The organism is Paraburkholderia fungorum, from assembly GCF_046027605.1.
GTDB lineage: Bacteria > Pseudomonadota > Gammaproteobacteria > Burkholderiales > Burkholderiaceae > Paraburkholderia > Paraburkholderia fungorum_F.
Map to the genome: position 1 here is coordinate 569,680 of NZ_JAQQEF010000001.1, position 26,785 is coordinate 596,464.

Sequence of the window (26,785 nt, forward strand, 5' to 3'; positions counted from 1 at the left end):
TGCGCGGTGAGTTTGCCGTACGTCGCCACGCATTGAAACTGGACCCGTCGATCCGGCGGATCATCAACAGGGCATGGGACGCGCCGCCGCGGCGCAAAACGTGAACATGCAGATTCCAGCAATCGTCCCGGCGCAAACCGCTCTAGTGGTCATGCATTATCAGACTGACATCCTGAGGTTATTTCCATCGGTCGCGCCCACGTTGCTCGCCAATACGCGCAAGCTGTGTGACGCCGCGCGAGCCAAAGGTGTCAGCGTCTATTTCGCCCAGATCCAGTTTAGTCCAGGCTATCCGGAAGTCAGTCCGTTGAACAGAAACGGGCAGGGAATCAAGCAACTTGGTCTTTTCGTCGACGACAAGATCGCGCCGGAACTCGGCCAGCAGGCCACTGAACCGCTCATCATCGCGCATCGTGCTAGCGTGTTCTTTGGTACCGATCTGCAGGCACAGCTTTCCGCGCGGGGGATCGATACGTTGCTCATGGTGGGCATAGCGTCAACCGGTGTCGTGCTGTCGTCGGTTGCGTATGCGAGCGATGCGGACTACCGCTTATTCACGGTCAGGGATTGCTGCTACGACCCGGACCCGGTCGTGCACGATCATCTTTTTTCAACGGCGTTCGATTCGCGCACAACGGTGCTCACGCTCGCTGATGCCCTGCTGTTGCTTGGCTAGCCTGGGCTGACATTCTGGCGGTTTTCGGAGCAACGCAGCCGCTGCACTGCGCGCAGTGCGAGTTGATCATTGATCGCTCCTGGCCGCTGCGACGTATCCGTCATTGAAGCCACTTCCTCACGTCTTTCTCCCACTCCGGATCGCCGCAACCTTTCGGGTTCTCCGGCCCGAGTACGGTGATGTAGCCTTTGCTCTTCATACACGACTCATACGCACGAACTTTCGAGCATTGATCCGGACCCGCGTTCTTCGAGACTACCTTGCATTGTGCGATCGTCCTGTCCATCGGACCGAAGTCCATATCGCTCGCCTGATTGAGCATCGGCGCATTGGCACCCGACGCGGAAAACTCGACGGGGCCGGTCTGCGCGCAAGCGCTCAACAATAGACCAGCGAATGCGGTAATGAAGAGAAGCTGAGCACGCAGTGCCATGGAGTGACTCCTGCTCGAGTGAGGTTGACGAATCATACTCCCGCCTCTTCCCTGCTTCCTTCAGCACCCTCGCTGAAAACCTCCTGACTTCCGCATTGATATCGATATGCGATTTAAGTCGTTGTCGATTCGCAATGGACGACGTCATGATCGAGTGCTCCTGTTCACAGTTCCTCTGGCTGGCCGAGGCGCTGCCTCACTCGTCACAACATCCCGCCCATGTACAAAATTTCGTCAGTCGTTCGCGGCCTGGTATTGGCCACGACATTGTTGGCCGCCTTCGTCGAACCCTCTTACGCAACGAGCACCGCCCCCGCGGTCGACCGCGACACGGTCGTGATCGGCGTCGAAAAGGAGTTCTATAACCTCGACGGTCTCGTCGCCGTGAGCGGCGACTCACTGCGCTACGGCTGGCAGATCTACGACACCCTCTACGGCTTCGACCTCAAAGGCAATCTCGTTGCGCGACTTGCAACGAGCATGACGGCATCGGAAGATGCCCGGACCTTCACCTACAAGCTCCGTCCCAACGTCAAATTCCACAATGGCGCGACGCTCACCTCGCGCGATGTAAAAGCCTCCCTCGAACACATTCTGGATCCGCGCAGCAAGAGCACACGCCGTCCGTTCTTCGCGCCGGTCGTGGAATCTGTCGAGACGCCGGACAATCTCACGGTCGTGTTCAAGTTGAAAGTGCCTGACGGCGCCTTTGCCAACAAGATTGCGGGCTATCTGTACATCATCCCGGCCGACTATCTCGCGAGCCTGCCCAACCCGGACGCCTTCGCACAAAAACCGATTTCGCTCGGGCCGTACAAATTCAAGTCGCTCTCGCCTGGCGGCAATGAACTCGTGCTGGAACGCTTCGACGACTACTGGGGCGAGAAACCCCGCGTGAAGACACTCATCTTCCGCGTCATTACCGATCCGTCGAGCCGCGTCAACGCGGTGTTACGCGGCGAGGTCGATCTGTCAGTAGCGCTACCCTTCTCCGACTATGCACGGCTCCAGAAAGAAAGCGGGCTCGACGTGATACAGAGCCGGGTGGCCTCGCCGGTCTATGTCCGCGTGTACACCACCACGAAGGACTCGCCCTTTGCCAACGTCAAGGTCCGCCAGGCGTTGAGTTACGCGCTCGATACGAACGCCATTATCAAAAGCGTGCTGTACGGCGTGGGCGAACCGCTCGGGACCATGATTTCGAACTACTACCCGTATGGCGCGGACCACTCGATCAAGCCTTATCCGTACGACCCCGCCAAGGCAAAAACGCTACTCGCCGAGGCCGGCTATCCGAAGGGCTTCGACACCACGCTCAATATTCAGGGCGATATACCGCAAGGCGTGGCCGAAGCGATTGCGGCCTACTGGGGGCAGGTCGGTGTAAAGGTCAAACTCAATCGCCTGACTTACGCAACCTTCCAGCGTCTGAACAACACGCATACGTCCGGGCCGCTCGCGCTGAGTCAGTTCACCAATGCGCTGTACGATCCGGTTCATCCGGTTTCCGGTGCGTTCGCGTCAAACGGCAGTTGGTCGGACTATTCAAACCCCAAGGTGGATGCGCTGCTCGCGGACGTCTCGAAGATAAGCGACACGACGCAACGCGGTGAAGTGTTCCAGCACATCGGCCGGGAATTGCATGACGATGCGGCGGCCTTCTTCATTTCCGAGTTCACGTATGTGTACGCGAAGAAAAAGACGCTGGAGTGGCAGCCGCAGCAAGGCAGCGGGTTCCTGAACTTCCGCACGATTCAATGGGCGCCGCAGACGGTGGCCGGAAAATAGCCCATGCCTGCCTATGTTCTTCGCCGCGTAGGATCGGCACTGGTCACGGTGTGGCTGATGTCGATCCTGATCTTCGTGCTGGTGCGGATGGTGGGCGATCCCGCTTATCTGCTGATGCCGCCGGAGGCCACCGAGGCGGACCGCCAGCTCTTTCGCGAGCAGCTCGGTCTTGCCGATCCGGTTCCCGTGCAATATGCGCGCTTTCTGGCGGGTATTCTGCGCGGCGACATGGGCAATTCGTTTCACTTCGGCGTGCCCGCGCTCGACATGGCGCTCGGGCGCCTCGGGTCGAGTCTCGTTCTGGTCGGCATCTCGCTCGCGCTCGCGCTTGCCGTGGGACTGCTGCTCGGCGTGGCGTCGGCGGTAGCGCGAGGCTCGTGGATTGACCGCTTCGCGTCGATCTTCGCGGTGCTGGGCCAGGCTGCGCCGCCGTTCTTCGTCGCCCTGCTACTGATCCGTCTGTTCTCCGTTCAATGGGGCTGGTTACCCACGGGCGGCCATGGCAGCTGGCGTCACCTGATCCTGCCGGTGGCCTCGCTCGCGTGGTATTCGGCAGCGGGCATCGCGCGCCTCACCCGCACCAATCTGCTGAGCGTGCTCGATACCGATTACGTCCGCATGGCGCGCATCAAGGGGCTGCCCGAACACGTGGTGATCGGCACGCACGCACTCAGGAACGCGGCCCTGCCTATCGTCGCCTACACGGCCTCGCAGTTCGGCGTGCTCATCGGCGGCGCCGTATCGATCGAAACGGTGTTCTCGTGGCCCGGCTTCGGCAGTCTCATGGTCGAGGCGATCAGCACACTCGACTTCACCGTCGTGCAGGCGGCCGTCATCGTGTCCGTGGTGCTGTTCGCCGCCATCCATCTCGTGGTCGACGTGCTGTGTGCGCTGGTCGATCCGCGCATCAGGTACCGCTCATGAGCGCCCGCCTTCCCTCCCTGGATGCCGCGCAGGCAGCAACGCACGGCGCGCGTCTGCGCGCGTTCGCCAATGCAGCGTGGCGGCGACGGGACGTCGCGCCCTACGTCGCGGTGTTCGTGCTGATTGTCTGCGCCTCGGCGTTGGCGCCCTGGCTTACCCGCATCGATCCGAATGGGATCGATCTCTCGTCGACGTTTCAGTCACCCGGCCTGCATCACTGGTTCGGCACCGACCAGATGGGCCGCGACGTCTTCACACGTACGTTGTACGGTGGCCGCATCTCGCTCCTGATCGCTTTTTGCGCCGTGCTGCTGGCCGGCTTTTTCGGCGCGCTGGCAGGGCTGCTGTCAGCGTATATCGGCGGACGTTTCGATGCGACGCTGATGCGTCTCGTCGATGCGCAATACGCGCTGCCGCCCGTGTTCCTCGCCATGCTGATCGTTGGCATCTGCGGGCCGAGCATGACGAACATCATCGTCGTCGTGACGCTCGCGAACTGGGGGCGCTTCGCCCGCATCATCCGTGCTGAAGCGTTGAGTCTGCGCGAGCGTGACTTCATTCTGCTTGCCAGGCTCGCTGGCGCCTCGCCGCTGCATGTGGCCTTGCATCACCTGCTGCCCAACGTACGCAACACGTTCGTGGTGCTGCTGACGCTCGACATCGGTCTCGTCATTTTCATGGAAGCGGCTTTGAGCTTCGTCGGACTCGGCGTGCAGCCACCCGATCCGTCGTGGGGCGGCATGATCGCCGACGGCCGCAATTACCTCGATACCGCATGGTGGCTGTCCGCGCTGCCCGGGCTCGTGCTCATCGCCACCGTGCTGTGCGGCAACCGGATTGGCGAATCGCTCCAGCGCGGCGAACGCACGCAAGGAGAACGGCGATGAACGGCTTGACGGAAAAGGCGCCGGTGCTCGCAGTCGACAATCTCGTGGCGGAAGCGGACTCGCCGGATGGCGCGACGCGGCTCGTCGACGGCGTGAGCTTTTCGGTGCGTGCAGGGCGCACCTTGGGACTCGTCGGCGAATCCGGCTCCGGAAAAAGCGTGACGTGTCTCTCTCTACTGGGCTTGCCGCCACGCGGCGTGCGCGTCACGGGAGGCCGCATTCTGCTCCACGGCGCCGACCTGCGAGAGAAGACATCCGCTGAATTGAATGCGCTGCGCGGCCGCGAGATCGGCATGATTCTCCAGGACCCGATGAGCTCGCTCAATCCGCTGCTGACGATCGGCCGGCAGATCACCGAGATGTTCCGCTATCGCGACGGCGTCAAAAGCCGCAGCGAGCGTGAGGCGTGCGCAATCGAGCTGCTGCGGCGGGTGCGGATTCCCGCGCCCGAGAGCCGGCTGAAGAGCTATCCGCATCAGTTCAGCGGCGGTATGCGCCAGCGCGTGGCCATCGCGATGAATCTCGCCTGCAACCCGGGGCTTCTGATCGCGGACGAGCCGACCACCGCGCTCGACATCACCGTGCGTCTGCAGATCCTCGACCTGTTGCGCGAAGTGCAAGCCGAGCGCGGAACCGCGATCGTACTTGTCACGCATGACCTGCATCTGGTGCGCCGCTATTGCGACGACGTCGCGGTCATGTACGCCGGGCGCATCGTGGAGAACGGCCCCGTCGAAGCGGTCTTCAGAGAGCCGCGCCATCCCTATACGAAGGGCTTGCTCGGCGCCGTGCCGCGCCTGCGCGATACGCAGCGGCGGCTCACGGTGATCGCAGGGCAGCCGCCGTCGCCTGGCAGCATCGAACGAGGATGCCGTTACGCGCCGCGTTGCCCGCGCGCGCAGGCCGATTGCCTGACGAGCTATCCGACGGCGCGGGAGCTTCATCCCGGACGCGGTGTCGCCTGCTGGCATCCGGAACCTGTCCCTGTCCCGGCGCCGGTTCACGGTGAATCTCGTCCTGTGGCGGTCGCATCATGAGTGGACGCGTATCAGCGGAAGCAGCCATTCAGGTGTCGAACGTGGGACGAACGTTTGCCGTGCGCAACGGCGTCTTTTCACGAGCACGCGATCTGCACGCCGTCACCGACGCCTCATTCGTGGTGCCGCGCGGCGCAACGTTCGGGCTGGTCGGCGAATCGGGCTCCGGTAAATCCACGCTCGCGAAGATCGTGCTGGGCGCCGAGACCGCGAGCCGGGGCGAAGTTCGCATCGACGGCCGGCCGTTCGGCAAGCATGCCCGCCCGGAGGACACCCGTTGGCGCCAGCGCGCGGTGCAAGCCGTACTTCAGGATCCGTCCGCTTCGCTCGACCCGCAGATGAAAGTCAGCGAGCTCGTGCTGGAACCGTTGCGCATTCAGCGCAGCAAGTTCGCGCGCGATGTGCTGGAGCAGCGCCTCGACGCGCTGCTCGCGCAGGTCGGCCTGCCTGCCAGTTTCAAGCATCGCCGGCCCGGCGAGCTGAGCGGCGGACAGCGTCAGCGTGTCGTCATCGCCCGCGCGCTCGTGCTGGAGCCGGAGATTCTGGTGCTCGACGAACCGGTCTCCGCGCTCGACGTATCGATTCAGGCACAGGTGCTCAATCTCCTGAAAGACCTGCAGGACACGCTCGGTCTGAGCTATCTGCTGATCTCGCACGACCTGGCGGTCGTCGCGTTCATGAGCAGCCACATCGGCGTGCTCTATCTTGGCCGCTTCATGGAACAGGGCACGCGCGAGGACATCGTCGAGCGCGCGGCGCATCCGTACACGCACGCGCTGATCGCCGCATCCGAGCCCGGCGCGCTTCAGGTTCAGCCGATCGGCGGAGAAATGCCTTCGCCTTTGGCGCCGCCAGCCGGGTGTGTCTTCCATACGCGCTGTCCGGCTGCCCGCGACGTATGCCGCACGCACGCGCCGCCCCAGCACGCGCTCTCCACGACGCACCGCGTGACGTGCCATTTTCCGATCGTATCAGCCGTTCAACCCATCGAGACCTAGAGGCTTTTGCCATGTCGAGAGAAATCCGCATCAACGCGTTTCTGGCCTTCGCGCCGACGCATCTTTCGCCGGGTCTGTGGGCCCATCCGCGCGACCGCTCGCTCGACTACAACACGCTGTCCGTCTGGACCGAGCTTGCCCGCACGGCGGAACGCGGCGGCTACGACGCGCTGTTCTTCGCCGACGGCATCAGCCAATACGACGTCTACGGCGGCTCCAACGCCACCGGCGTGCGCCTCGGGTTGCAGTTTCCGCGACTCGATCCGCTGCTGCTCGTCTCCGCGATGGCCCAGGTCACCGAGCATCTGGGCTTCGCGGTCACCAGCAGCGTGAGTTACGAAGCGCCATTCCTGTTCGCCCGGCGCATGTCGACACTCGATCATCTGACGCGCGGACGGATCGGCTGGAACATCGTGACGAGCTTCGGCGAAAGCGGCTCGCGTGCGATCGGTCATCAGGGCGCGCGCCCGCACGACGAACGCTACGACCTCGCCGACGAGTACATGGAGATCGTCTACCGTCTGTGGGAAGAAAGTTGGGAGGCCGGCGCCGCGGTGCGCGACCGTGAGACGGTGACGTTTGCCGACCCGCGGCGTGTGCACGAAATCCGCCACGAAGGCCCGTATTTCTCGATGCAAGGCACGCACTATGCCGAGCCTTCGCCGCAGCGCACGCCACTGCTCTACCAGGCAGGCACGTCGAAGCGCGGCAAGGAGTTCGCTGCGCGCCACGCCGAATGCGTGTTCCTGAGCGCGCCGAGCGCGCAGGTGATCGCAAAGGACGTGGCCGACGTCCGCAGCCGCGCCGCCGCGCTCGGGCGCGATCCGGCCTCGGTGCTGTTCTTCTCGCTGGCGACGGTGATCGTCGCGCCGACCTCGGCCGAGGCACACGCCAAGTGGGAAGACATCCGCCGGCACGTGAACCTCGAAGGCGCGCTTGCGCTGTTCTCGCGCTGGAGCGGCATCGACCTGTCGAAGTACAGCCCTGACGATCCATTGCGCTATGTTCAGACCGAGGGCATGCAGTCGACCATCGAAGGCTTCACCACGGCCGACCCGAACCGCGTCTGGACGATCGGCGAGCTGGCGATCTTCAATGCCATCGGCGGCAAGGGGCCGGTGTTCATCGGCTCGCCGACTGAAGTGGCCGACGCGCTCGAAACGTGGCAAGCGCAAACGGACGTGGACGGCTTCAATCTCAGCCACGCGCTGCTGCCCGGCACGCATGAGGATTTCGTCGACCTCGTGGTGCCGGAGTTGCGCCGCCGCGGCATCTATAAGCCGGCATACCGGCCAGGCACGTTGCGCGAGAAGCTCTATGGCGAAGGCGCCGCCCTCATTGCGCATCCGCATCCCGCAGCCCGGCACCGTGCCGCCCACTCACCCGCGGCTCAACCGGGCCTGCCTATCGATACCGCAACCCATGTCTGAAGCTGACTTGCAGTCCCTCACCGTGCCACCGCTCAGGTCTTACTCATGACATCCGAATCAGCGCATCCCAAGAAGGAAATCCGCGTGAACGCGTTCGCGCTGCATAGTCCGGTGCATCATTCGCCGGGGATGTGGCGGCATCCGCGCGACCGCTCGCGGCACTACAACACACTCGACTACTGGGTGGATCTCGCGAAAACGCTGGAGCGTGGCCTGATCGATTCGCTCTTCATGGCGGACAGCATCGGTGTCAACGACGTCTACGGCGGCAGCATCGACACCGCCTTGCGTCATGGCGCGCAGGTGCCCAAGCAGGATCCGGTCATGTCGCTTTCCGCGATGGCGTACGCCACGCGTGATCTCGGCCTGTGCGTGACGAGCAACGCCAATCACGAGCCGCCCTATGTGTTCGCGCGCCGCATGTCGACGCTCGATCATCTGACGCGCGGGCGCATCGGCTGGAACATCGTCACCGGCTTCGCGCAGAGCAGCGTCAAGGTGCTGGGCAAGGACGCGATCGCGTCGCGCGACGAACGCTACGACATCGCGGACGAATACATGGACGTCGTCTACAAGCTCTGGGAAGGCAGCTGGGAAGACGGCGCGCCGGTGCGCGATGCGGCCACCGGTGTGTTCGTCGATCCGTCGAAGGTGCACCGCGTGGACCACGAGGGCAAGTACTTCAAGGTGCAGGGCATTCACATGACCGAGCCTTCGCCGCAACGCACGCCGGTGCTGTTTCAGGCGGGCTCGTCGGCGCGCGGCCAGCGCTTTGCCGGCCGGCACGCCGAGGGAATCTATCTGAGCGGACCGAGCAAAAAAGTACTGACGCCGGTGGTGGCCGGCACGCGTGCAGAAGCGCTGAAGGCCGGCCGCGACGGACGCGACATCAAGTTCTTCACCATGGCCACCATCATCACCGGCCGCACGACCCGCGAGGCGCGCGACAAGTACGAGGACTACCGCCGCTACGTGACGCCCGAAGCCGCGCTCGCGATGTTCTCGGGATGGACCGGCATCGATTTCTCGACCTACGACCCTGACGAGCCGATCCGTTACATGCAGCTCGACGCGGGCACGTCCTCCGCGCTGGAGGGTTTTACGCGCCTCGATCCGGAGCGTGTCTGGACGGTGCGTGAACTGGCACTGCACAACGCCATCGGCGGCCGGGGGCCCGTCTTCATCGGCGCACCCGGCGAAGTGGCCGACGCGCTCGAAGCGTGGATGGACGAGACCGACATCGACGGCTTCAATCTGAGCTATGCCGTGACCCCCGAAGCCTACGAAGACTTCGCGGAACTGATCGTCCCCGAACTGCAGGCGCGTGGCCGTTACAAGACGCGCTACGCGCCGGGCACCTTGCGAGAGAAGCTGGGCGGGCGCGGCAGCGGACTCGACGAGCGCCATCCCGGCGCGGCCTTTCGCCGCCGGCCCTGAATTTTTAATGGAAAGCACAGCATGAGCACTGCCCTGTACGAACACGCCGCCACGCGCCTGAGCGATGCGCTGGCCGCACTGCCCGCATTGGCGGACGAAATCGGCGTCGACGCCGCACAACGCGAGATACGCCGGGAGCTGCCGTTTCCGGCCTTCGAGGCGTTCCGGCGCGCCGGCCTGGGTGCGCTGCGCCTTCCCGTCGAACGCGGCGGACTTGGCGGCTCGCTCGAAGACGCGATCCACGTCATTACGACGCTGGCCGCCGCCGAGTCGAACGTCGCCCACGCACTGCGCGTGCATTTCGATGTGGTCGAATCGATGCGACTCGCGCCACGCACGCCCTTCCATGACCGCCAGGTGAGCCGAATTGTCGAAGGCGCGCTGTATGGCGGCGCATCCGGCGAACAGGGCACGGCGCGCGCAGGCGAGATCGAGACGGTACTGCGCCGAGAGGGCGACCACTTTCGCGTTACCGGCAAGAAGTACTACACGACCGGCACCGCCTATGCGGACTTCGTGCGAACCAATCTCGTGAACGAGCAGGGCAAAGGCGTGACCGCGATCATTCCCGTCCGGTCCGAAGGACTGACCGTGCTGGACGACTGGGACGGCATGGGCCAGCGCATGACGGCGAGCGGCAGCGTGGTGTTCGAGGACGTGAAGGTCGATCCGAACGAAGTGGTGGAAAAGGGCTATCCGTCTCTGATCGGCCGGCATGGCGGCGCCTATCGTCAGCTCCATCTGGTGGCGGTGGCGGCCGGTATCGTGCGCAATATCGTCGTGGATGCGCGATCGTACGTGACAGCGCATGGCCGCCCGGTATTGCATTCGGCGGCACCGAGCGCGCGTGACGACGCTTTCATCCAGCAGGTGGTGGGCGAACTCTCCGCGCTGAGCCACACGATCGACGTGCTGGTGCGCGAAAACGCGCGCACGCTCGGCCGTTCGTCCGATGCAATCCTCCATGCGGACCCGGCAGCGGACCAACTGGTGCTGGAGAGTGCGCTCGCGACGGCGCGCACGCAGATTGTTGTGGGCAAGCTCGCGTTGCAGGCGGGCGAGCGGCTGTTCGATGCGGGCGGCGCTTCGGCTACCTCGCGCAAATACAACTTCGACCGGCACTGGCGCAACCTGCGCACCATTTTCAGCCACAACCCGCTTAGTCACAAAGCGAGGGTGGTCGGCGATTATGTGCTCAACGACGTCAAGACCCATCTGGTCGAGGGACGCACGTTCTAGGCTGGGCTTGCTCGGGACTCAATGGCCCAGACCACTTTTGGCGATCTGCTGCTCCACGAATCGGGCGAACAGCGTATGCAGGTGCGTCGTCGGATGAAGATCGTCGGCGAACATGTACGTCTGGTCCGCATTAGCGCTCACGTAGGTTGCAGGCGAGCATAGCAATGACGTGTTATCGGGCGTTTTCTTGGGGTCGCACGCCTGACCCGTATTCGACACCGCGAAGCCATTGGCCTGAAAGTTCGCGATGATCTGGTTCAACCACGTATACGCATCAACCTGGATGACCTTGGATTGCAGACCATCGGTCTGCAAAGCCGCAGTCAGCGTGCTATTGAAGAGCTCCGATAGCTGGGTGAAGTTTGCCCCGCCGTCGGACGAGGCGAGGCCGTCCGGCGAAAGGCCGATGTTCGGAAGATTGACTACTACGACATGCGTACCGCCGTTCTGGACGATCTGCCCAACGAGTTGAGCGAGCGTGGTGGCCGCCGTCTGCACGATCTGCGTTGCGGCCGGCGGCGCCCCGGCGCGCAGTACGTCGTTCGCACCGGCCCACACGAGCACCAGTTGATTGGATTTAAAGCTCCCGTGAGCGCTCAGATAGCTTGAAATCTGCTGATTGACGGGCATTTCGACGTCGCCGATCACGTCGGTCAGAAAAGCGGACTGGTTTGCAGGCGTCGCCACTGTGGCGCCCCCTTCCGCATAACCGAGGCCGCTCTGCGCAGAGAGTTTGTGCGTGATGTCGATCGTAAACGCGGCGCTCAACGTATCGCCGTAATATTGCGCGACATCCTGAGTCCACACTTGCCCGGGATTGGTCGTGAAGCGTCCGCCGCCCACCGCACTCGCGAGCGGCGCATAGGTGCCGACGTCTGAAAGGCTGTCGCCGAACGAGACAATTTGCAGATTGATGCCGCCTGCCGGTGTGGCTGTGCTGCCATTGTTCGAGGAGCTTCCGCCTCCGCCCCCGCCGCAACCTGAAAACACTGAGATTGCAACGGCAAAAATTGCAGCGCGTACCGTGTCATTTATTCTACGCATGGCGACTCCTCGAGGACCGACTGGGGATCTGCGGCCACGTTGCGGCTTTATCGCGCGGTGCGCTCCCGACAAGCACTGTCCTTAAGCAAAAACTATGCGTTATCGCGTTGGGGAAGGCCGGCGTGCCGCGTGCGATGTGCCGCGAACCAATCCAATCAGCATGAGAACCAACGCGACGCCGGTGAACGCAAAGCCCACCGCACAGACGCCGGTCCAACCGGCCAACGACCACGCCGCCCCCGAAAACATCGCACCCAATGCACCGCCGATAAAAAACACCCCGACGAACAGTCCATTGAGCCTTCCGCGCGCGGCGGGATCCATCAGGTTGATCGCGCGCCGGCCTAACGTCTGGTCCGTGACCACACCGGCATCGAGTGCGGCCGCGCCCGCGACCAGCAACGCAACCGCCAGCGTCGGATGGGTACTTGCTGAAAAGCCGCCCCAGCCGGCGCCTGCCACGCCCATTGCCACGAGGGCGACGAGCATGATCAGATGGCCCGCAATCAGTGCCTTGCGCCCCATCCCGCGGTCGCCCGCGCGCCCCGCAAGCGGCGTAACGATCGCACCCGCCGCGCCGGCGAGTGCGAACAGCGCAACGCCGTTCATATCGAAGCTGAACGGCGGCTGTGCAAGCCGTAAGCCGATGGCGGTCCAGAACGCGCTGAATGCACCCATCACCAACGCAGCTGATGCAGCGTTGCGTTGCAATACCGGCTCAGTGCGCAGCAAGGTCCACAGCGAGCGCAGCAGCGCCGGATAGCGCGTGGCGACAACCGGCAGGCGAGCGGGCAGCTTCACGTAAAGAACCACGGCGAGTAATGCATCGATTAACGCGGCAAGACCGTAGAAAGCACGCCAGCCGATCGCCCCCGCGATCACGCTCGCAGCCGGACGCGACAACAGGATGCCGAACATCAGACCGCTCATCACGTTGCCGACGGCTCTTCCGCGATGGCTTTCCGATGCCATCGAAGCCGCCATTGGCACCAGCATCTGAATCACGCTGGATGCCGCGCCGGCCAGGAATAGGGCGAGCAGAAACGCCCATCGCGAATCGGTGAACATCGCGACGGCGAGAAAGACGGCGCAGCACGCCAGTGTCCGAACGATCAGGCGGCGGTTCTCCAGCAAATCACACAAGGGCACGAGGAGCACGAGCCCGGTCGCATAGCCGAGTTGCGGAAGCATGGCAACGAGACCCGCCAACTCGGGAGCAAGGTGCAGACTGCGGCCGATCGCACCAGTCAATGGCTGCGCGGCGAACAGGTTCATCACAATCACGCCAACGGCCATGGCGAAAAAGAGGGTTAGCAGCGGGGTGAGTTGCTGCGGGCTGTCAGCCTCCTGCGTCGCGACGCTGGCGGGGTTTTCGGCGGATGAGTTCATCGAACGGTGCTCTCAGGACGGATGTAAAAAGCCATCCTAACGAGCCGCTCAATATGCGACAATTGAAATATGTTGATAATGATTATGCGAGTTCACTTTGAATACGCGCGATCTGGAGGCGTTTGTTGCCGTCGTCGAAAGCGGTTCGATGGTGCGCGCCGCCGAAAAGCTTCATCTCACGCAGCCTGGGCTGACACGTCGGGTGCAAAACCTTGAGAGCACGTTGGGTAACGAGCTGCTCGATCGCCAGAGCAAGCCGCTCAAGCCGACCGCGGCGGGCAATGAGGTCTATGCGCTCGCGCGCACCGTGTTGCGCGCGGTGGACGATCTGTTGTCGGTTGCGTCGCCGGGGAGCGAGCCTGCCGGCGAGTTGAGAATCGGCATGCCACCGTTTCTTGCGGAGGTGGCGCTGGAACAACCCGTCGATCTTCTGCGCAGTGCTTTTCCGCGGCTGACGCTGCGCGTCACGGCGGGTTGGTCGCCGGGTCTCGTGCAGAGTGTCGAGCGGGCGTCGCTCGACGCGTCGATCGTGCTGATGCCGTCGAGCTTCTCGCCACCTCAAACGTTGCACGCTACGCCGCTCGCGTTCCTGCCGACTGTGATCGTCGCTGCGCGTTCGCTCGGCCTACCCGATAAACCGATGACGCTCGCGGATCTGTCCCAGCGAGAGTGGATCCTCAATCAGGATGGCTGTGGAATGCGCTCGGCGCTGAGACTGGCGCTAGGGGCAGCGGGACTTCCCTTCAATGTGGCCGTCGAGGCGTTTGGCTCCGAGCTGCAGCTCTCGCTGGTTGCGCGCGGCATCGGCATTGGACTCGTCACGCCGGATCTGCTGGAACGTTCGGTCCATCGCCCTGAATTGAGGATCGTCGAGACCTCGGACTTTCGCGCAAGCATCGATGTGTGGTTCATTCATGGGGCGCTTCCTGGGCGGCTTATGCGGCCTGTTGAGCTGTTGCGTCGGTCGCTGATTGAGGTGCTGGCTGAAAGCGGAATGGCGATGTATGGGGAGGGGGTGGATTCTGCGGCTATGAGGGGGGAGACGTAGGCGAGCGTGGTGCGGGAAAAAGCGACGGCGACACCCAGCACCGCGCGTCGCACCATTCAATGCAGGTTGTGCGATCGATCAGCCAGCCCGCACGCTTTCATCGATTCCGCTCTCAAGGCTTCGACCTTGCGCAAATTCGAATTCGGCTGGCTCTGAAACGTGCTGGAAAACCGCTCAGCGGTGCACCCGCAAAACTCTGCGTGATCCGTCCGGACATGCTGCATGTAGTCGTCACAGGTCTTGTAGACCCACGCATACGTCGTCGCCTTAGGCGCAGGACAGGTCTGCCCGATCCGGTATTGGTCCTCGGTTGAAAGCTGCGTACTGCGTCTCGCGGTCGCGGCCTGCTTGTAGCCTTCGGTCAGACAATTGCAATCGTGCAGATTTCGAAGATAGGTCGTGTGGATTGCGCAGTTGTCGTAGTAAGCCTTCGCACCCTTGTCGATCTGATCCTGGGTGAGTGGAATCTTAACCGGCGCCTCGGCATCGGCGTGCATGCACGTCGCGGCGATCGCGCAGAATAAAGCCGCTACACGGAGATGGCGCCACGTTGCAGACGTCCTCATGGAATGGCCACGCGGATGCGTATCGGCCGAAACACACACCTTCTTTCGCCTGTCCATCGCAGACACCCCTCACTGTGGTGTTTCGACGCTCGCTTGCAACGCTCGCTTGTGGCACCTGCACCACCGGACAATTCAGTCATTGGAGGGCAAGACAATTTCAATTTACGACCGGGCCATCGCACGGTCGTCTCCCAGATAGGATAGAAATTAAAGGTGGGTTGAAATGCCGGCCACGCTGCGCGCCACCAGAGCGGCGAGCGCGGCCTGCCGGCTGGTACCGGTCTTGGCCAGCGCTTTTTTCAGATGCGTACGCACGGTGCCAAGGCCTACGCCCAACGCAGTGGCAATGTGCTCCAGCGACTGGCCTTCGCCGATAGCCACGGCAATCGCGGCTTCCGCACGTGTCAGTCCGAACAGCTCGCGCAGTGTCTGGCCGGTGGCCGACCCCGAAGCCTCCGGATCACGGATAAAAATCATCGCCGCAGGTTGCGCGATATCGGCGGGTGCCAAGGTGGCACGCCACGGCGAAACCAGCAGCGTGACCGGCAACCGCCCCGGGCGCGCCACTGCGATTGCCGTGCCCGGCAGGTGAATCTCGCCAGCAGCGGTCTCTACCGCCTCCCGGACGAGCCGCGCCAGCCGGTTGTTCACCCCGGAATCGTCAATGCGCAGCCGTTGCGCCTGAGTGCGGATTTCGCCCGACGATTGGAGCACCCGTTCGGCGGCCCGGTTGGCATAGAGCACCGTGCAGCACGCATCGACCACCAGGACCCCGGTCTCGATGCGCTCAAGCGCTGCCAGAGCGGCGCTCTGTGCCAGCGCGGATTTACCCAACCGGTCGCGCAGGGTGAGCGCGCGGCGCACATGTGGGCATAGCGCCTCCAGCGCACGGCGATCAGCCTCGCCATAGGGACCGGCGGCACGTGCCCGGTGCACGCCCAGCACGCCGGTCTCACCGTGGCCAGTGGGAAACAGCACGCCAACCATGTGATAGATGTCGAGTCGCCGTGTCCAGTCCTGATAGAAGCCCGTGCGCTCGAACTGCGCATCCGGCATCAGGCTCTGGCTGGTGAACACGTGGCCCAGTTCGAGTTGCGCGGAACGCTCGACCCATAGGTCGTTGCGATGCCAGTGGTCGGCCCACGATTGCTCCTGCGCAGATATCCGCAGGTTATCGGTCACGCTTTCGAGTTGGGGGCCAAGCGGGCCGCCGCAGGTCTTGAGCACCGCGCTGGTAGAGGCAAACGCGTCGGCGACGGCTGTGGCGAACCCTTGCCATCTGAGTTCATCGAGCGCGGCGTCGTACAGCAGGTCGACCACCGAACCGAGCTTCTCCTCGAGTCGTCCCGCATTGCCCGCTGCGTTCATGGTCTTTGCATCGCGTCTGGGTTGGGAGTTCAGGACCGCCTGGCGTGTAGGGAAGGCCGTCCGCTCCATCTATTGTTTGAGGTTGAGCAATTGTCCTCCCAGAATTTTTTAGTGCGCATTCCTATATGTGCGCTACCGTACACAACCTCTGAAACTTCGTTGTAAGGATCCCGATCCAGCAAAGGTAATCGCGATTCGCATCCCTATATCAACAGGGCCAGCGTCTCGAACAACGCGAGATCCTCTTTCCTCGCAGACCGTGCATGCCGGCGGATCACCTTCAGGAAACATTCGACGAAACACACCGCCGCATTACTCAGCGTGCTGTTGCGGCGCGTGACGATGCTGAGTTGTCGGGGTTCGAAATCCTCGCGCAACGCGAGTGGGCGCAGCCGCCCGCCGAATGGCGGCACACGGCTCAGGATGGTAGGGCTCCAGGTGCACATGTCGGCCTGCTCGACCATGGTCTGCAACATGGCCACCGACTGGGCACGCACAATACGGCGTTCGTCGATCTGCGCGCCATGTCGTGCGAATAGATAGTCGACCAATCCAGCCTGTCCATCGAGTGGAAAGTTCAGCACCCAGTCATTCTCGAGGAGCTCGTGAATCGACCGCGCTCGTTCATGCCGATGACCTGCGCGCACCATGACCGACGACTCATAGGTAAGCACGGGCTCGCAGGCGAATTCCTGAGCGCCGGCAGCCGGTTGCAACTGCCCAATCGCGAAATCCATGCTGCCCTCACGCAGCAGCGGTTGGGCGACGGCCATCAGTCCCTCAAAGAGTTCAAGGCGAATTTCAGGCATCTGCTTGCGAAACAGCAGGACGGCTTCCGCGAGGAAAGTTAGCGTGACCCATGGCGTCACGCCGACCATGAGGCGTCCTTCAACGCGCCCACGCAACCGCTCGAGATCGCTTTGCGCATGCTCCAGCTGGTTCAGCACAAGCCTCGCATGCGTAAGCAGGACTCTGCCATGTTCGGTGAAACCGATGCCCTCCGGCGCGCGAATCAGGAGGGGCAAGCGCTCGCTTGCCTCCAGTTCGCGAAGGGCCCGCGTGACGGCTGCTTGCGACAACCCGAGAGTTCGCGCCGCAGCGCGGATGCTGCCAGCGTCGGCGCTCGCAACGAGCGCTTCCAGTTGATGCAACTTCATGGCAGGGGACGGGGTGACAACGAGAGGTTGTCATCATAACAAACCGCTGGCTGGTTCCACGTATTTTCGCTGCATACGATCCGCTTCACGATGCGTCGCCGGCACGGGCCCGCGAAAGCGGATTGGGACGCCAAACGACGATTCCATGCCAAGGGAAGTAATGAAGAGAGAACGTGTGTTACCGCAGATCACAGCGATCGAAAGCGAGATGATCGCGATACGCCGCAGACTGCATGCACATCCAGAGCTCGGCTTTGAGGAACATGCTACGAGCGAACTCGTCGCGACGTTGCTCGCCGAATGGGGATATCGCGTTACGCGCGGCGTGGGTGAAACGGGTGTGATCGGCACGCTCACGCGCGATCGTGGCTTCAGTCTAGGCTTGCGCGCCGACATGGACGCGCTGCCGATCGAGGAGGCAACGCAACTGCCGCATGCAAGCTGTATCGACGGTGTGATGCACGCATGCGGGCACGACGGTCATACGGCGATGCTTCTGGCCGCCGCGAAATGCCTCGCGGAACGAGCGCAATGGCGGGGTACGCTGAACCTCATTTTCCAGCCCGCCGAAGAAGGGTTAGGCGGCGCCCGCAAAATGATCGAAGACGGACTATTCGAGCGCTTCCCGTGCGATGCCGTGTATGCGATGCACAACGTGCCGGGTTTCCCCACCGGACGCCTTGGCTTTCATAGCGGCCCCTTCATGGCGTCGGCCGATGAAGTGAGGATTCGCGTCGTCGGCCGCGGCGGGCATGGCGCGTCGCCGCAGCATACGATCGACCCCGTCGTCGTCTGTGCGTCGATCGTCATGGCATTGCAGAGCATCGTGGCGCGCAACATCGATCCTCGGCATCCGGCCATCGTCACCGTTGGAGCGATGCATGCGGGAACCGCCTCCAACGTAATCCCGTCGCACGCGGACCTGTCGCTAAGCGTGCGGGCACTCTCGCCAGAAGTGCGCGCGCTGCTCGAAAAACGGATTCGCGAGATCGTGCAAGGTCAGGCAGCGGCCTATGGTGCTCACACGGAGATCGACTATCGCCGTGACTACCCGGTACTGGTCAATCATCCGGAGGAGACCGAGTTCGCCCGTCAAGTGGCGCTGGATTGGGGCGGCCCGGACGCGTTGATCGACGACTTGCACCCGCTCATGGCCAGCGAAGATTTTGCGTACATGCTCGAGCGTTGTCCGGGCAGTTATCTGTCGATCGGTAACGGCGACGGCGCCCGCGGCTGCTCGCTTCATCACCCCGAATACGATTTCAACGACGATTGCCTCGCGATCGGCGCCAACTATTGGGTCATGCTCGCCGAGCGGATTCTGCAGTGACGCGCACACGTGCCGGCAGCACCATCAATCCAACGGAAGGAGATAGACAAATGAACAAGTGGACGATCGCGTTTTCGCTCGCCTGCGCGGCCATGTCGGGCATGGCGCACGCAACGGACTGGGCCGGCAGGGAGATCCGGCTCGCAGTCGACCCGACTTATCCACCACTCGAGTACAAGACGGCGGACGGCAAGCTCGCAGGTTTTGGCGTGGATATCGCGAACGCGCTTTGCGCGCAGATGCATGCAAAGTGCGTTTGGGTAGAGACGAGCTTCGACGGCATGATTCCGGGTCTGCTTGCGCGCAAATTCGACGTGATTTCGTCGTCAATGACGATTACGCCGAAGCGCATGGAACAGATCGCGTTCTCCAGCAAGATTTCGAACGCCCCTGCGCGCCTCGTGGCACGGCGTGGTTCGCCGTTGCTGCCGGATGCGGCGTCCCTGAAGGGTAAGCGCGTTGGCGTCGAGCAGGGTTCGAGTCAGGAAGACTATGCGCGGGCGAAGTGGCAACCGGCGGGAGTGGAAGTCGTGGCATACCAGAACCAGGATCAGGTCTACGCGGATCTGACTTCGGGGCGCCTCGATGCGGCGTTTCAGGCATCCATCGAAGCAAGCGACGGTTTCCTGAAGAAGCCTGAAGGCAAGGACTTCGCGTTCGCAGGTCCTTCGATCGGCGACCCGAAATATTTCGGCCTGGGCGACGGCCTCGGAATGCGCAAACAGGACGTCGCGTTGCGCAATGCCTTCAATGAGGCGCTCGCCGCGATCCTGGCGAATGGCACCTACGCGCGCATCAACGGCAAGTACTTCGATTTCGACATCTACGGCGCAAAGTAAGCGGCATTTTCACTTCGCCAACGAGGCGTACTGGCGACGTCCGACATGAAAGGAGACGTGATGGATTTTGGAGGATTCGGGCCCAGCCTGCTCGATGGAGCATGGGCGACGGTAAAGCTCGCCGCGTTAGCGCTGGGGTTGGCGTTCGTTATGGGACTCGCCGGCGCTTCGGCCAGGCTTTCCCAGCACTTGCTGCCACGCGCGATCGGCATGGCTTATACAACGTTGATACGGTCCGTGCCGGATCTCGTGCTGATGCTGTTGCTCTTTTTCAGCATCCAGATGCTACTCAATGAAATGACGGACGCTCTCGGCGTCGCCCAGATCGATATAGATCCGTTTGCCGCAGGCGTGTTGACGATCGGCTTTATTTACGGCGCGTACTTCACCGAGACATTCCGCGGGGCGTTTCTAGGCGTGCCGCACGGTCAACTGGAAGCGGGCGCGGCATTCGGCATGTCCCGGTGGCGGATATTTCGCCGCATCCTGTTCCCGCAGATGATGCGCCTGGCGTTGCCGGGCATCGGCAACAACTGGCAAGTGATCGTCAAGGCGACGGCGCTCGTGTCCATCATCGGTCTCTCCGATATCGTGAAGGCAACGCAGGATGCGGGCCGGTCGAGTCAACGCTTTTTCTTCTTCACGATTGTCGCAGGCGGCGTCTACCTGTGTATGACGACTGCCTCGCACGTGCTGCTCGCGTGGCTGGAAGTGCGCTTTTCGGCGGGCACGCGGAGAGCGACGGCATGATCGACATCGTTCAGCAATACTGGCGCAACTACCTTTTCACGGACGGCTATCAGTACACCGGACTCGTCGTGACGCTATGGCTGCTCGCAGCGTCGATCGCATCCGGCTTCTTGCTGGCGCTTCCGCTTTCCGTTGCACGCGCGTCGTCGAACCGTTGGCTGTCGTACGGCATTGGGCTCTATACCTATGTCTTCAGGGGCACGCCGCTCTATGTGCAACTGCTGCTGTGCTATAGCGGGCTCTATGCGCTGCAGATCGTCCAGACGCATGCTCTGCTTGCCGACTTCTTCCGCAGCGCAATGAATTGCACCCTCCTCGCTTTCGCCCTGAACGAGGGGGCGTACATGACCGAGATTCTCGCGGGCGCGATCCGCGCAGTGCCATATGGCGAAGTGGAGGCGGCACAAGCGATGGGCATGTCACGCTTGACGCTGTACCGGCGCGTCGTGATGCCATCGGCGCTGCGCCGCGCCCTGCCGATGTGCGGCAACGAGGTGATTCTCATGCTGCACTCGACGACGCTCGCCTTCACCGCAACGATTCCGGACCTGATGAAAGTGACCCGTGACGTCAATTCGGCGACGTACGCTTCGTTCTCCGCATTCGGTATCGCCGCCGGCCTTTACGCCACGATGGCTTTCACGCTCGTCTGGGCGTTCCGCAAGCTGGAAGCGCGCGGGCTGTCCTTTCTGAAACCCGCGGCCGCTGGCCGCCAGCATTGACACAGGCAAGCATGGCCACATCGATTCTTTACAAGCTCGCCGTCGAGAACGTGCACAAGCGGTTCGGCGAGCATGAAGTACTCAAGGGCGTGTCGCTGCACGCGCGGGCGGGCGATGTCATCAGCATCATCGGATCGAGCGGCTCGGGCAAGAGCACCTTTCTACGATGCATCAATTTCCTTGAACGGCCAACGTCCGGCTCGATCGCGGTGGACGGAGAGTATTTGCATACCGTCGCGGATGCTTCTGGCGCTTTACGCGTGGCGAGCGAGAGACAGCTGCGCACCATGCGCACCCGGCTCGCGATGGTCTTCCAGCACTTCAATCTCTGGGCCCACATGACGGTGCTCGAAAACGTCGCAGAAGCGCCGTCCAGCGTGCTCGGCGTGAATCGCATCGAGGCGCGCGAGCGGGCGCGTCACTACCTCGACAAGGTGGGGTTGGATGTCCGGACGCACGCAAGCTATCCGGCCCATCTTTCGGGCGGTCAGCAACAACGCGTCGCGATTGCGCGGGCGCTGGCCATGGAGCCCGATGTGTTGCTCTTCGACGAGCCCACCTCGGCGCTCGACCCGGAACTGGTCGGCGAGGTGCTACGCGTGATGAAGGTGCTCGCCGAAGAGGGTCGCACGATGGTGGTCGTTACGCATGAGATGGGTTTCGCACGGGAAGTCTCGAATCGCGTGATGTTCCTCCATCAGGGCAAGGTCGAAGAAGAAGGCCATCCGGCACAGGTACTTGTGCGGCCGACGAGCACGCGCCTCGCGCAGTTCCTGTCGGGCAATTTGAAGTAGGGAGGCGCGCCAGGGGAGGCGGGCGGTATGAGTCTCGCAATGAAAAATCAGGCACTTCATCTTTTCATAACATTATTTCGCATCACTTATAAAAACTGGAAAACCCATGAAGAAAATCTTTTCGGCTGCCGTGATGTGCGGCGTCGCCCTCCCCGCATTCGCCCAGAGCAGTGTGACGCTGTACGGTCTGATCGATGAAGGTGTCGACTTCACGAACAACGCGGGCGGTCACCACGTCGTCGAGATGACGAGCGGATATGCGCAAGGGAGCCGGTGGGGCGTGAAGGGAACCGAAGATCTCGGCGGCGGCTTGAGCGCGGTATTCCAGTTGGAGAACGGCTTCAATGTCAATAATGGAGCGCTTGCACAAGGGGGCCGCGAGTTCGGGCGTCAGGCGTTCGTCGGCTTGTCCAGCGAGCGCTTCGGGACGGTCACGCTCGGTCGCCAATACGATGCTGTCGTCGATTATCTGGCACTGACCACCGCTAACGGAAACTGGGGCGGCTATATGTTTTCGCATCCCTACGACAACGACAACACCGATAATACATTTCGCCTGAACAATACGATCAAATACGCGAGCCCCAGCTTTGGCGGTTTCGCGTTCGGCGGAACCTATAGCTTCAGCAACGACACCGGCTTCGCCAACAATCGGCAGATAAGCGTGGGCGCCCAATATACGATCGGCGACTGGCTTTTTGCCGCGTCTTACCTTAACGCGGACAATCCGGGTACGACGTCTGGCGGCGCCATCGCCGGTGCAGGCGGGTCACTCGGCGCCGATGGAAATTTCGTTTCGTCGAAGCTGCGGATATTCGGTGCCGGGGTCAACTATACGGCGGGGGCGGCCACGATCGGCTTTGCCTACACCAATACCAGCATCGACCAGCCGACTGCGAACGTCGCGTACCTGAGCGGCGCGGAAACGATCCAGCCCGTCGCCGGGGTGCTAGTCGGCGGCACGCTGACGTCGCTTAAATTCCAGAACTTCGAACTCAACGGCAAGTATCAATTCACGCCGGCGTTCTTTGTTGGTGGAGAGTACGTTTACACGATCGAACACTTCGACGCGACGACAGGCCGCGCGAAGCCAGGCATTCACACTATTGGGCTGATGGCCGACTACAACCTGTCGAAGCGAACGGATGTCTATCTGCAAGGCGTGTATCAGCTGATAGCCGGCGATCAGACCGGTTCATCGCTGGATCGCGCCTACGTGCCGGGTGCACAGGACCTGTCATCGACGTCCCGTCAGGTGCTCGTCCGCGCCGCGCTTCGTCATAGCTTCTGACGATGTCACGCTGTCCGGGCTGCGGCGACGGCAAGCGAGCCGCCGACCCGGGGCGTGAGTATCGCGAGCCCGAAGTTGATGGCACCCGCATTCGCGAAGACGCCGTATTCGTCATCGAGAGAGACTGATTACGCTGGGGGGTGGAACGTGGACGCCTTGCCACCAGTCCAGCTTCTCGAAAAGCATCGGAAGCTGAACGACCGAAATCGCCTTGCCGAGGAAAAAACCTTGCGCCAACTCGATTTGGGCGCGCCCCACGGCGTGGTTCTGAGCGACTCCTTCGATGCCGTCCGCGATAACCGCGACGTCAAGCTGTCGTCCCATGGCGGCAATTGCCTGCAGCGTCTGGAGACGATCTGAATCCTCCAGCCCCATGACGTCCCGATCTACCTTGATGAATTCAAAGCCGGCGGGCAGCATCGAGGCAGCGATGGCCGCCGACGTCCGAACCCCGGAGAGGGCAACGCGCACTTTGTCACGACGCAAGCGCACCATGCTGCTGAATCGCTCGGGCAGGTCGTCGGCTTTGATCTGGAAGACCAACCGGGTGGACGTGAAGGACTTCGCTTTGGCCACGATCAGGGAAAGGCAGTCTTCATTGCCGAGGCACGAGGCCCACAAGTTGACCATCAGATACAGGTTGCGACCATTGGCGAGAATGCCCAATTCCCTCTCGGCAGTCGACAGAATAAACGCGACAATCTTCGTGGTGGCGCGGCGATCGGCAAGTTTGTCCATGTACCAGGCCTCGCCCCGAAGTCCATAAACCACGTTTCTCCACCGCAGCACCACCTCGAGACCGATGCATTTCCGGGTCCTCGTGTAAAAGACCGGCTGATATTCCAGGGAGAACTCGTTGCGTCGCAATCCGCGCCTTATCGCACGAGCAAGAATCGCGCGTTCGCTGAACCACCGGAGGTAAAGAAACGCCGCAGCGGCGCCGAGCAGCGCCAGCAGGGCGAGTACCAGAACCACGACGGATATGACTAGAAACAAATGGTAGTCGGCCATGGGCACGATATAGCGATCAGGCGAGGCGCGCCGCTCCACCACGTGGGATCCGCTGACTGCGGGAGCCCGATTCGATGGGCGCGGTACAAACATTCCGGAGGGAGGCTCCGCCGGCTTCGGAGTGGCGGCGACTAACTTCGCTGTCTGAGGGGCCGCTTCATTCGTCAGGGGATCTGCTTTGGCCGAAATAGCGGGCAATGCGTTCTCTCGGGATCCATTCAACTGCATCTGGCCTGTTCCGGCGTCATGCTGTTCCTCGCTTATGACCGCGACACCCGCGCTCGACGTGTGCAGGCTCGCGAGGTGGAATGCACAAGTGCCGCGTGTACCGTCAGCGTGAGCAAACTCCCTCATTCCCGCATCGCCAAATGGTGCTGGCAGCAGGAACGCACCCGCTTGCGCACACGGGCCGCCGGGAAAGACGGCCGGCTTCGCCATGCTTGAATCTCCAACTCGCATCGGTGGCGGGATCACAAAGAAGAAACTGACTTCGTTATCGGCGTAGCAGACCCCCCATAAACAGCAAAGGAGACCCGCGACGACATACCTTGTTCCAGGTTTCATATCGATCACGATCCCTAGTTGCGGGACGACTTCTCACGCGTCGCGAGGAGTGCATCTCACGTATAAAAAAGGCCGGCGTGAACCGGCCAAAGGTTCCGGTCACGTCCGAGGACGTGACCGAGACCTGAGAAAAGGCAACGTCAGAAGCCAGCCGGTTGTGGGGCCGGTGCATCGGGAGCATTGAGGTAATAGCCTTGAATCCAGCGGACACCGGTATCCCGGGCGATCCGGATATCGTCGGGCGTTTCGACACCTTCGATCACTACGAGTGGGGCCAAACCTCGAGCTATCCCGACCAGACGGTTGAGCTCGGCGACGCGAAGGGTGCCTTGCCGCACACGCCGGAGAAATGAACGGTCGATCTTGATGATGTCGGTCTCACACGCGTTCGCCGTGCTGGCGGAAAAACCCGCGCCGAAGTCATCGACCGCGACTCGGACGCCCATGCCTCGCAAACGCCGGACAAACGCGGGCCCCTCGATCGGTGAGATAGCCGCGGACTCCGTGATTTCCACGACCAGTCGGACCGCAACATCGGGATTGTTTTCCAGTTCAACGAAGATCCGCTGCCACCAGGGGTCGTCCCGGGCACTTTGCGCCGAGACGTTACAGCCAAGCGTCGCGCCAGGTGTGGCCTTGATCGCTCCAAGGGTGCACCGCACGACGAAGCAATCGAACGATCGCATCAGCGAAAGCCGTTCCACCGCCGGAATGAAGCTGCCAGGCAACAGAATCCGGTCGCCGACCTTCATGCGCACCAGCGTCTCGCGATAGAGGATGTCGGTCGGGTCGTCGACTGCGCAAACCGCTTCCTGCTGGAAAAACAGCCGGTCTTCGGCGATAGCCCGGTAAACCTCGCGGACTACTTTCCAGTCGGGGGACGCTCGCATGACTGCTCCGCAACCAGGCATTCCGGCAAGCCCCGTATGCCGCAGGGCTTCCGCGGTCGCGCTTTGGATCGCTGACATTTCGACTCCGGGGACGGGCAAAAGCGCACGGTCACCCGGTGCGTTGCATACAAATTTTTACAATTCCTTCAGATCGTTGCCAAAACTCCGGGGGGCAAAATTGGTCCTTTTTGCCAATATCATCAGATGAATAAATAATCACGGCGGGGCGGCCCAAGGCCATGGCCCGAGCCAGTGAATTTGCCGGGAGACAAAAAGGACCGTTTTTGTCAACTGGATGGTGTCGGCGCTGCCGGGAGAACTACACAACATGCCGCCTCCTTCACCCACCAGTTAGCAGAGGCCATCCTTTACCGGAACACACTATGAAAATCGGTTATGCACGCGTTTCGACGCACGAACAAAGCCTTGCACTTCAGCTCGACGCATTGCGCGTGGCGGGGTGCAACGAGTTCTTCACTGATCACGGGGTATCAGGCACGGAGTTTTGCCGGCGCGGGCTGGACGCCGCCCTGTCCGCCGCAAGCGAAGGCGACACGCTCGTCGTGTGGCGACTGGACCGACTCGGGCGGTCCTTAAGCAAACTGGTCGATCTCATCACCCACCTCGAGCGGCGAGGCGTCGAGTTTGTCTCGCTAAATGAATCCATCAATACGAGTTCATCCGGCGGCGTGCTGATCTTTCACATGATGGCGGCGCTTGCCGAGTTTGAACGGAACCTGATCAGCGAGCGAACCCGTGCGGGCCTGGCAGCGGCACGTGCGCGGGGCAGTAAGTTAGGCAGACGCCGGGCGCTTTCGCCGACGCAGCGGTCGCAGGCACTCGAATTACTTCGCGTCCAGTCGGCCTCCGAGGTGGCAACCCGGTTCAATGTTCATCCGAGAACGATGCTGCGTCTGAAGGCGGCCGGCGTGTAAGTCCGCAGGGCCGGTCAGTTAAATCTCAGGAATAGTTCGGTCCGTGGGTAGGCAGGGGGCGACCATCCGCTCCCTGCCTATCGAAAAATCCGTTCGACCCGCCGGCCCATGAAATCGCTAAAATTCATTCGCTTTTGAGTTCGCGCCTTTGAGTCCGCGTTTTTGAGTCCACGCTTTTGCGCGTGGCTACGCAGGAAGCGCGAGCACACACCCCAACCAAAAATATCAGGAGACACAG

General features: G+C 62.2%; 25 protein-coding genes. 17 read left to right on the top strand and 8 right to left on the bottom strand.

Translation table 11 applies throughout. The annotated features are described in order from the left end of the window. Positions 1 to 73 precede the first annotated feature (73 nt). On the top strand, positions 74 to 676 hold the full coding sequence (locus tag PQR53_RS02415) for a cysteine hydrolase family protein (RefSeq protein WP_408450965.1): 603 nt from the start codon (positions 74 to 76) through the stop codon (positions 674 to 676). Positions 677 to 776: 100 nt separating this feature from the next. On the opposite strand, the gene PQR53_RS02420 is transcribed toward PQR53_RS02415, so the two are convergent. Then, entirely contained in the window at positions 777 to 1,109 is a 333-nt protein-coding gene (locus PQR53_RS02420) for a hypothetical protein (RefSeq protein ID WP_408450966.1), read from the bottom strand. A 219-nt stretch (positions 1,110 to 1,328) separates the two neighbouring features. Between PQR53_RS02420 and PQR53_RS02425 the strand changes: the two genes are divergently transcribed. The 8 genes from PQR53_RS02425 to PQR53_RS02460 are packed head-to-tail and all read left to right on the top strand — an operon-like array spanning position 1,329 to position 10,849. Then, positions 1,329 to 2,897, top strand: coding sequence for an ABC transporter substrate-binding protein (locus PQR53_RS02425; RefSeq protein WP_408450967.1), 1,569 nt, complete (start codon positions 1,329 to 1,331; stop codon positions 2,895 to 2,897). A gap of 3 nt (positions 2,898 to 2,900) precedes the next feature. After that, positions 2,901 to 3,821 (top strand): ABC transporter permease, encoded by a 921-nt coding sequence (locus tag PQR53_RS02430; RefSeq protein WP_408450968.1) that lies wholly within the window; start codon positions 2,901 to 2,903, stop codon positions 3,819 to 3,821. Then, complete coding sequence (locus tag PQR53_RS02435) at positions 3,818 to 4,708, top strand: ABC transporter permease (protein ID WP_408450969.1); 891 nt, start codon at positions 3,818 to 3,820, stop codon at positions 4,706 to 4,708. Before PQR53_RS02430 ends, PQR53_RS02435 begins: the two co-directional genes overlap by 4 nt. Then, complete coding sequence (locus PQR53_RS02440) at positions 4,705 to 5,745, top strand: ABC transporter ATP-binding protein (protein WP_408450970.1); 1,041 nt, start codon at positions 4,705 to 4,707, stop codon at positions 5,743 to 5,745. The genes PQR53_RS02435 and PQR53_RS02440 overlap by 4 nt, the downstream gene beginning before the upstream one ends. Continuing rightward, complete coding sequence (locus PQR53_RS02445) at positions 5,742 to 6,743, top strand: oligopeptide/dipeptide ABC transporter ATP-binding protein (protein WP_408450971.1); 1,002 nt, start codon at positions 5,742 to 5,744, stop codon at positions 6,741 to 6,743. Before PQR53_RS02440 ends, PQR53_RS02445 begins: the two co-directional genes overlap by 4 nt. Before the next feature lie 11 nt (positions 6,744 to 6,754). After that, positions 6,755 to 8,173, top strand: coding sequence for an LLM class flavin-dependent oxidoreductase (locus PQR53_RS02450; protein WP_408450972.1), 1,419 nt, complete (start codon positions 6,755 to 6,757; stop codon positions 8,171 to 8,173). A gap of 45 nt (positions 8,174 to 8,218) precedes the next feature. Next, on the top strand, positions 8,219 to 9,610 hold the full coding sequence (locus PQR53_RS02455; protein WP_408450973.1) for an LLM class flavin-dependent oxidoreductase: 1,392 nt from the start codon (positions 8,219 to 8,221) through the stop codon (positions 9,608 to 9,610). A gap of 21 nt (positions 9,611 to 9,631) precedes the next feature. Then, positions 9,632 to 10,849, top strand: a complete 1,218-nt coding sequence (locus tag PQR53_RS02460; protein WP_408450974.1) for an acyl-CoA dehydrogenase family protein — start codon at positions 9,632 to 9,634, stop codon at positions 10,847 to 10,849. Between the two features lie 18 nt (positions 10,850 to 10,867). On the opposite strand, the gene PQR53_RS02465 is transcribed toward PQR53_RS02460, so the two are convergent. After that, positions 10,868 to 11,893: an SGNH/GDSL hydrolase family protein gene (locus PQR53_RS02465; RefSeq protein ID WP_408450975.1), complete on the bottom strand. Its 1,026-nt coding sequence runs from the start codon at positions 11,891 to 11,893 to the stop codon at positions 10,868 to 10,870. 99 nt (positions 11,894 to 11,992) lie between these two features. Further along, a complete protein-coding gene (locus PQR53_RS02470; RefSeq protein ID WP_408450976.1) occupies positions 11,993 to 13,282 on the bottom strand; it encodes an MFS transporter in 1,290 nt (429 codons plus the stop codon). A 97-nt stretch (positions 13,283 to 13,379) separates the two neighbouring features. Between PQR53_RS02470 and PQR53_RS02475 the strand changes: the two genes are divergently transcribed. Then, complete coding sequence (locus PQR53_RS02475; protein WP_408450977.1) at positions 13,380 to 14,330, top strand: LysR family transcriptional regulator; 951 nt, start codon at positions 13,380 to 13,382, stop codon at positions 14,328 to 14,330. Between the two features lie 56 nt (positions 14,331 to 14,386). Here PQR53_RS02475 and PQR53_RS02480 read toward each other — a convergent pair whose 3' ends face one another. The 3 genes from PQR53_RS02480 to PQR53_RS02490 all read right to left on the bottom strand — a co-directional run bounded on the left by PQR53_RS02480 (position 14,387) and on the right by PQR53_RS02490 (position 17,421). Next, entirely contained in the window at positions 14,387 to 14,827 is a 441-nt protein-coding gene (locus PQR53_RS02480; RefSeq protein WP_408450978.1) for a hypothetical protein, read from the bottom strand. A 276-nt stretch (positions 14,828 to 15,103) separates the two neighbouring features. Further along, positions 15,104 to 16,264, bottom strand: a complete 1,161-nt coding sequence (locus tag PQR53_RS02485) for a helix-turn-helix transcriptional regulator (RefSeq protein ID WP_408450979.1) — start codon at positions 16,262 to 16,264, stop codon at positions 15,104 to 15,106. Positions 16,265 to 16,467: 203 nt separating this feature from the next. Beyond that, complete coding sequence (locus PQR53_RS02490) at positions 16,468 to 17,421, bottom strand: LysR substrate-binding domain-containing protein (RefSeq protein ID WP_408450980.1); 954 nt, start codon at positions 17,419 to 17,421, stop codon at positions 16,468 to 16,470. Positions 17,422 to 17,581: 160 nt separating this feature from the next. On the opposite strand from PQR53_RS02490, the gene PQR53_RS02495 reads away from it, so the two are divergent. From PQR53_RS02495 to PQR53_RS02520, 6 genes are all read left to right on the top strand, one after another. Further along, positions 17,582 to 18,751: a M20 aminoacylase family protein gene (locus tag PQR53_RS02495; RefSeq protein WP_408450981.1), complete on the top strand. Its 1,170-nt coding sequence runs from the start codon at positions 17,582 to 17,584 to the stop codon at positions 18,749 to 18,751. A gap of 50 nt (positions 18,752 to 18,801) precedes the next feature. Then, positions 18,802 to 19,590 (top strand): ABC transporter substrate-binding protein, encoded by a 789-nt coding sequence (locus PQR53_RS02500; protein WP_408450982.1) that lies wholly within the window; start codon positions 18,802 to 18,804, stop codon positions 19,588 to 19,590. Positions 19,591 to 19,650: 60 nt separating this feature from the next. Then, a complete protein-coding gene (locus PQR53_RS02505) occupies positions 19,651 to 20,340 on the top strand; it encodes an ABC transporter permease (RefSeq protein ID WP_408450983.1) in 690 nt (229 codons plus the stop codon). Then, on the top strand, positions 20,337 to 21,062 hold the full coding sequence (locus PQR53_RS02510) for an ABC transporter permease (protein ID WP_408450984.1): 726 nt from the start codon (positions 20,337 to 20,339) through the stop codon (positions 21,060 to 21,062). The genes PQR53_RS02505 and PQR53_RS02510 overlap by 4 nt, the downstream gene beginning before the upstream one ends. Positions 21,063 to 21,073: 11 nt before the next feature. After that, entirely contained in the window at positions 21,074 to 21,856 is a 783-nt protein-coding gene (locus tag PQR53_RS02515; protein WP_408450985.1) for an ABC transporter ATP-binding protein, read from the top strand. A 106-nt stretch (positions 21,857 to 21,962) separates the two neighbouring features. Further along, positions 21,963 to 23,147 (top strand): porin, encoded by a 1,185-nt coding sequence (locus PQR53_RS02520; RefSeq protein ID WP_408450986.1) that lies wholly within the window; start codon positions 21,963 to 21,965, stop codon positions 23,145 to 23,147. A 111-nt stretch (positions 23,148 to 23,258) separates the two neighbouring features. Here PQR53_RS02520 and PQR53_RS02525 read toward each other — a convergent pair whose 3' ends face one another. Then, on the bottom strand, positions 23,259 to 24,596 hold the full coding sequence (locus PQR53_RS02525; RefSeq protein WP_408450987.1) for an EAL domain-containing protein: 1,338 nt from the start codon (positions 24,594 to 24,596) through the stop codon (positions 23,259 to 23,261). A gap of 266 nt (positions 24,597 to 24,862) precedes the next feature. Continuing rightward, positions 24,863 to 25,612 carry an EAL domain-containing protein gene (locus tag PQR53_RS02530; RefSeq protein ID WP_408450988.1) on the bottom strand — a complete coding sequence of 250 codons (750 nt, stop codon included), beginning with the start codon at positions 25,610 to 25,612 and terminating at the stop codon, positions 24,863 to 24,865. Positions 25,613 to 25,995: 383 nt separating this feature from the next. On the opposite strand from PQR53_RS02530, the gene PQR53_RS02535 reads away from it, so the two are divergent. Further along, positions 25,996 to 26,547: a recombinase family protein gene (locus tag PQR53_RS02535; RefSeq protein WP_179740153.1), complete on the top strand. Its 552-nt coding sequence runs from the start codon at positions 25,996 to 25,998 to the stop codon at positions 26,545 to 26,547. Positions 26,548 to 26,785 lie beyond the last annotated feature (238 nt).

Excerpts from the sequence above, each read along its gene's own strand:
- PQR53_RS02415 (WP_408450965.1), top strand. The coding sequence starts at position 74 with ATGGGACGCGCCGCCGCGGCGCAAAACGTGAACATGCAGATTCCAGCA.
- PQR53_RS02420 (WP_408450966.1), bottom strand. The coding sequence starts at position 1,109 with ATGGCACTGCGTGCTCAGCTTCTCTTCATTACCGCATTCGCTGGTCTA.
- PQR53_RS02425 (WP_408450967.1), top strand. The coding sequence starts at position 1,329 with ATGTACAAAATTTCGTCAGTCGTTCGCGGCCTGGTATTGGCCACGACA.
- PQR53_RS02430 (WP_408450968.1), top strand. The coding sequence starts at position 2,901 with ATGCCTGCCTATGTTCTTCGCCGCGTAGGATCGGCACTGGTCACGGTG.
- PQR53_RS02435 (WP_408450969.1), top strand. The coding sequence starts at position 3,818 with ATGAGCGCCCGCCTTCCCTCCCTGGATGCCGCGCAGGCAGCAACGCAC.
- PQR53_RS02440 (WP_408450970.1), top strand. The coding sequence starts at position 4,705 with ATGAACGGCTTGACGGAAAAGGCGCCGGTGCTCGCAGTCGACAATCTC.
- PQR53_RS02445 (WP_408450971.1), top strand. The coding sequence starts at position 5,742 with ATGAGTGGACGCGTATCAGCGGAAGCAGCCATTCAGGTGTCGAACGTG.
- PQR53_RS02450 (WP_408450972.1), top strand. The coding sequence starts at position 6,755 with ATGTCGAGAGAAATCCGCATCAACGCGTTTCTGGCCTTCGCGCCGACG.
- PQR53_RS02455 (WP_408450973.1), top strand. The coding sequence starts at position 8,219 with ATGACATCCGAATCAGCGCATCCCAAGAAGGAAATCCGCGTGAACGCG.
- PQR53_RS02460 (WP_408450974.1), top strand. The coding sequence starts at position 9,632 with ATGAGCACTGCCCTGTACGAACACGCCGCCACGCGCCTGAGCGATGCG.
- PQR53_RS02465 (WP_408450975.1), bottom strand. The coding sequence starts at position 11,893 with ATGCGTAGAATAAATGACACGGTACGCGCTGCAATTTTTGCCGTTGCA.
- PQR53_RS02470 (WP_408450976.1), bottom strand. The coding sequence starts at position 13,282 with ATGAACTCATCCGCCGAAAACCCCGCCAGCGTCGCGACGCAGGAGGCT.
- PQR53_RS02480 (WP_408450978.1), bottom strand. The coding sequence starts at position 14,827 with ATGCACGCCGATGCCGAGGCGCCGGTTAAGATTCCACTCACCCAGGAT.
- PQR53_RS02485 (WP_408450979.1), bottom strand. The coding sequence starts at position 16,264 with ATGAACGCAGCGGGCAATGCGGGACGACTCGAGGAGAAGCTCGGTTCG.
- PQR53_RS02490 (WP_408450980.1), bottom strand. The coding sequence starts at position 17,421 with ATGAAGTTGCATCAACTGGAAGCGCTCGTTGCGAGCGCCGACGCTGGC.
- PQR53_RS02495 (WP_408450981.1), top strand. The coding sequence starts at position 17,582 with ATGAAGAGAGAACGTGTGTTACCGCAGATCACAGCGATCGAAAGCGAG.
- PQR53_RS02500 (WP_408450982.1), top strand. The coding sequence starts at position 18,802 with ATGAACAAGTGGACGATCGCGTTTTCGCTCGCCTGCGCGGCCATGTCG.
- PQR53_RS02505 (WP_408450983.1), top strand. The coding sequence starts at position 19,651 with ATGGATTTTGGAGGATTCGGGCCCAGCCTGCTCGATGGAGCATGGGCG.
- PQR53_RS02510 (WP_408450984.1), top strand. The coding sequence starts at position 20,337 with ATGATCGACATCGTTCAGCAATACTGGCGCAACTACCTTTTCACGGAC.
- PQR53_RS02515 (WP_408450985.1), top strand. The coding sequence starts at position 21,074 with ATGGCCACATCGATTCTTTACAAGCTCGCCGTCGAGAACGTGCACAAG.
- PQR53_RS02520 (WP_408450986.1), top strand. The coding sequence starts at position 21,963 with ATGAAGAAAATCTTTTCGGCTGCCGTGATGTGCGGCGTCGCCCTCCCC.
- PQR53_RS02525 (WP_408450987.1), bottom strand. The coding sequence starts at position 24,596 with ATGGCGAAGCCGGCCGTCTTTCCCGGCGGCCCGTGTGCGCAAGCGGGT.
- PQR53_RS02530 (WP_408450988.1), bottom strand. The coding sequence starts at position 25,612 with ATGCGAGCGTCCCCCGACTGGAAAGTAGTCCGCGAGGTTTACCGGGCT.
- PQR53_RS02535 (WP_179740153.1), top strand. The coding sequence starts at position 25,996 with ATGAAAATCGGTTATGCACGCGTTTCGACGCACGAACAAAGCCTTGCA.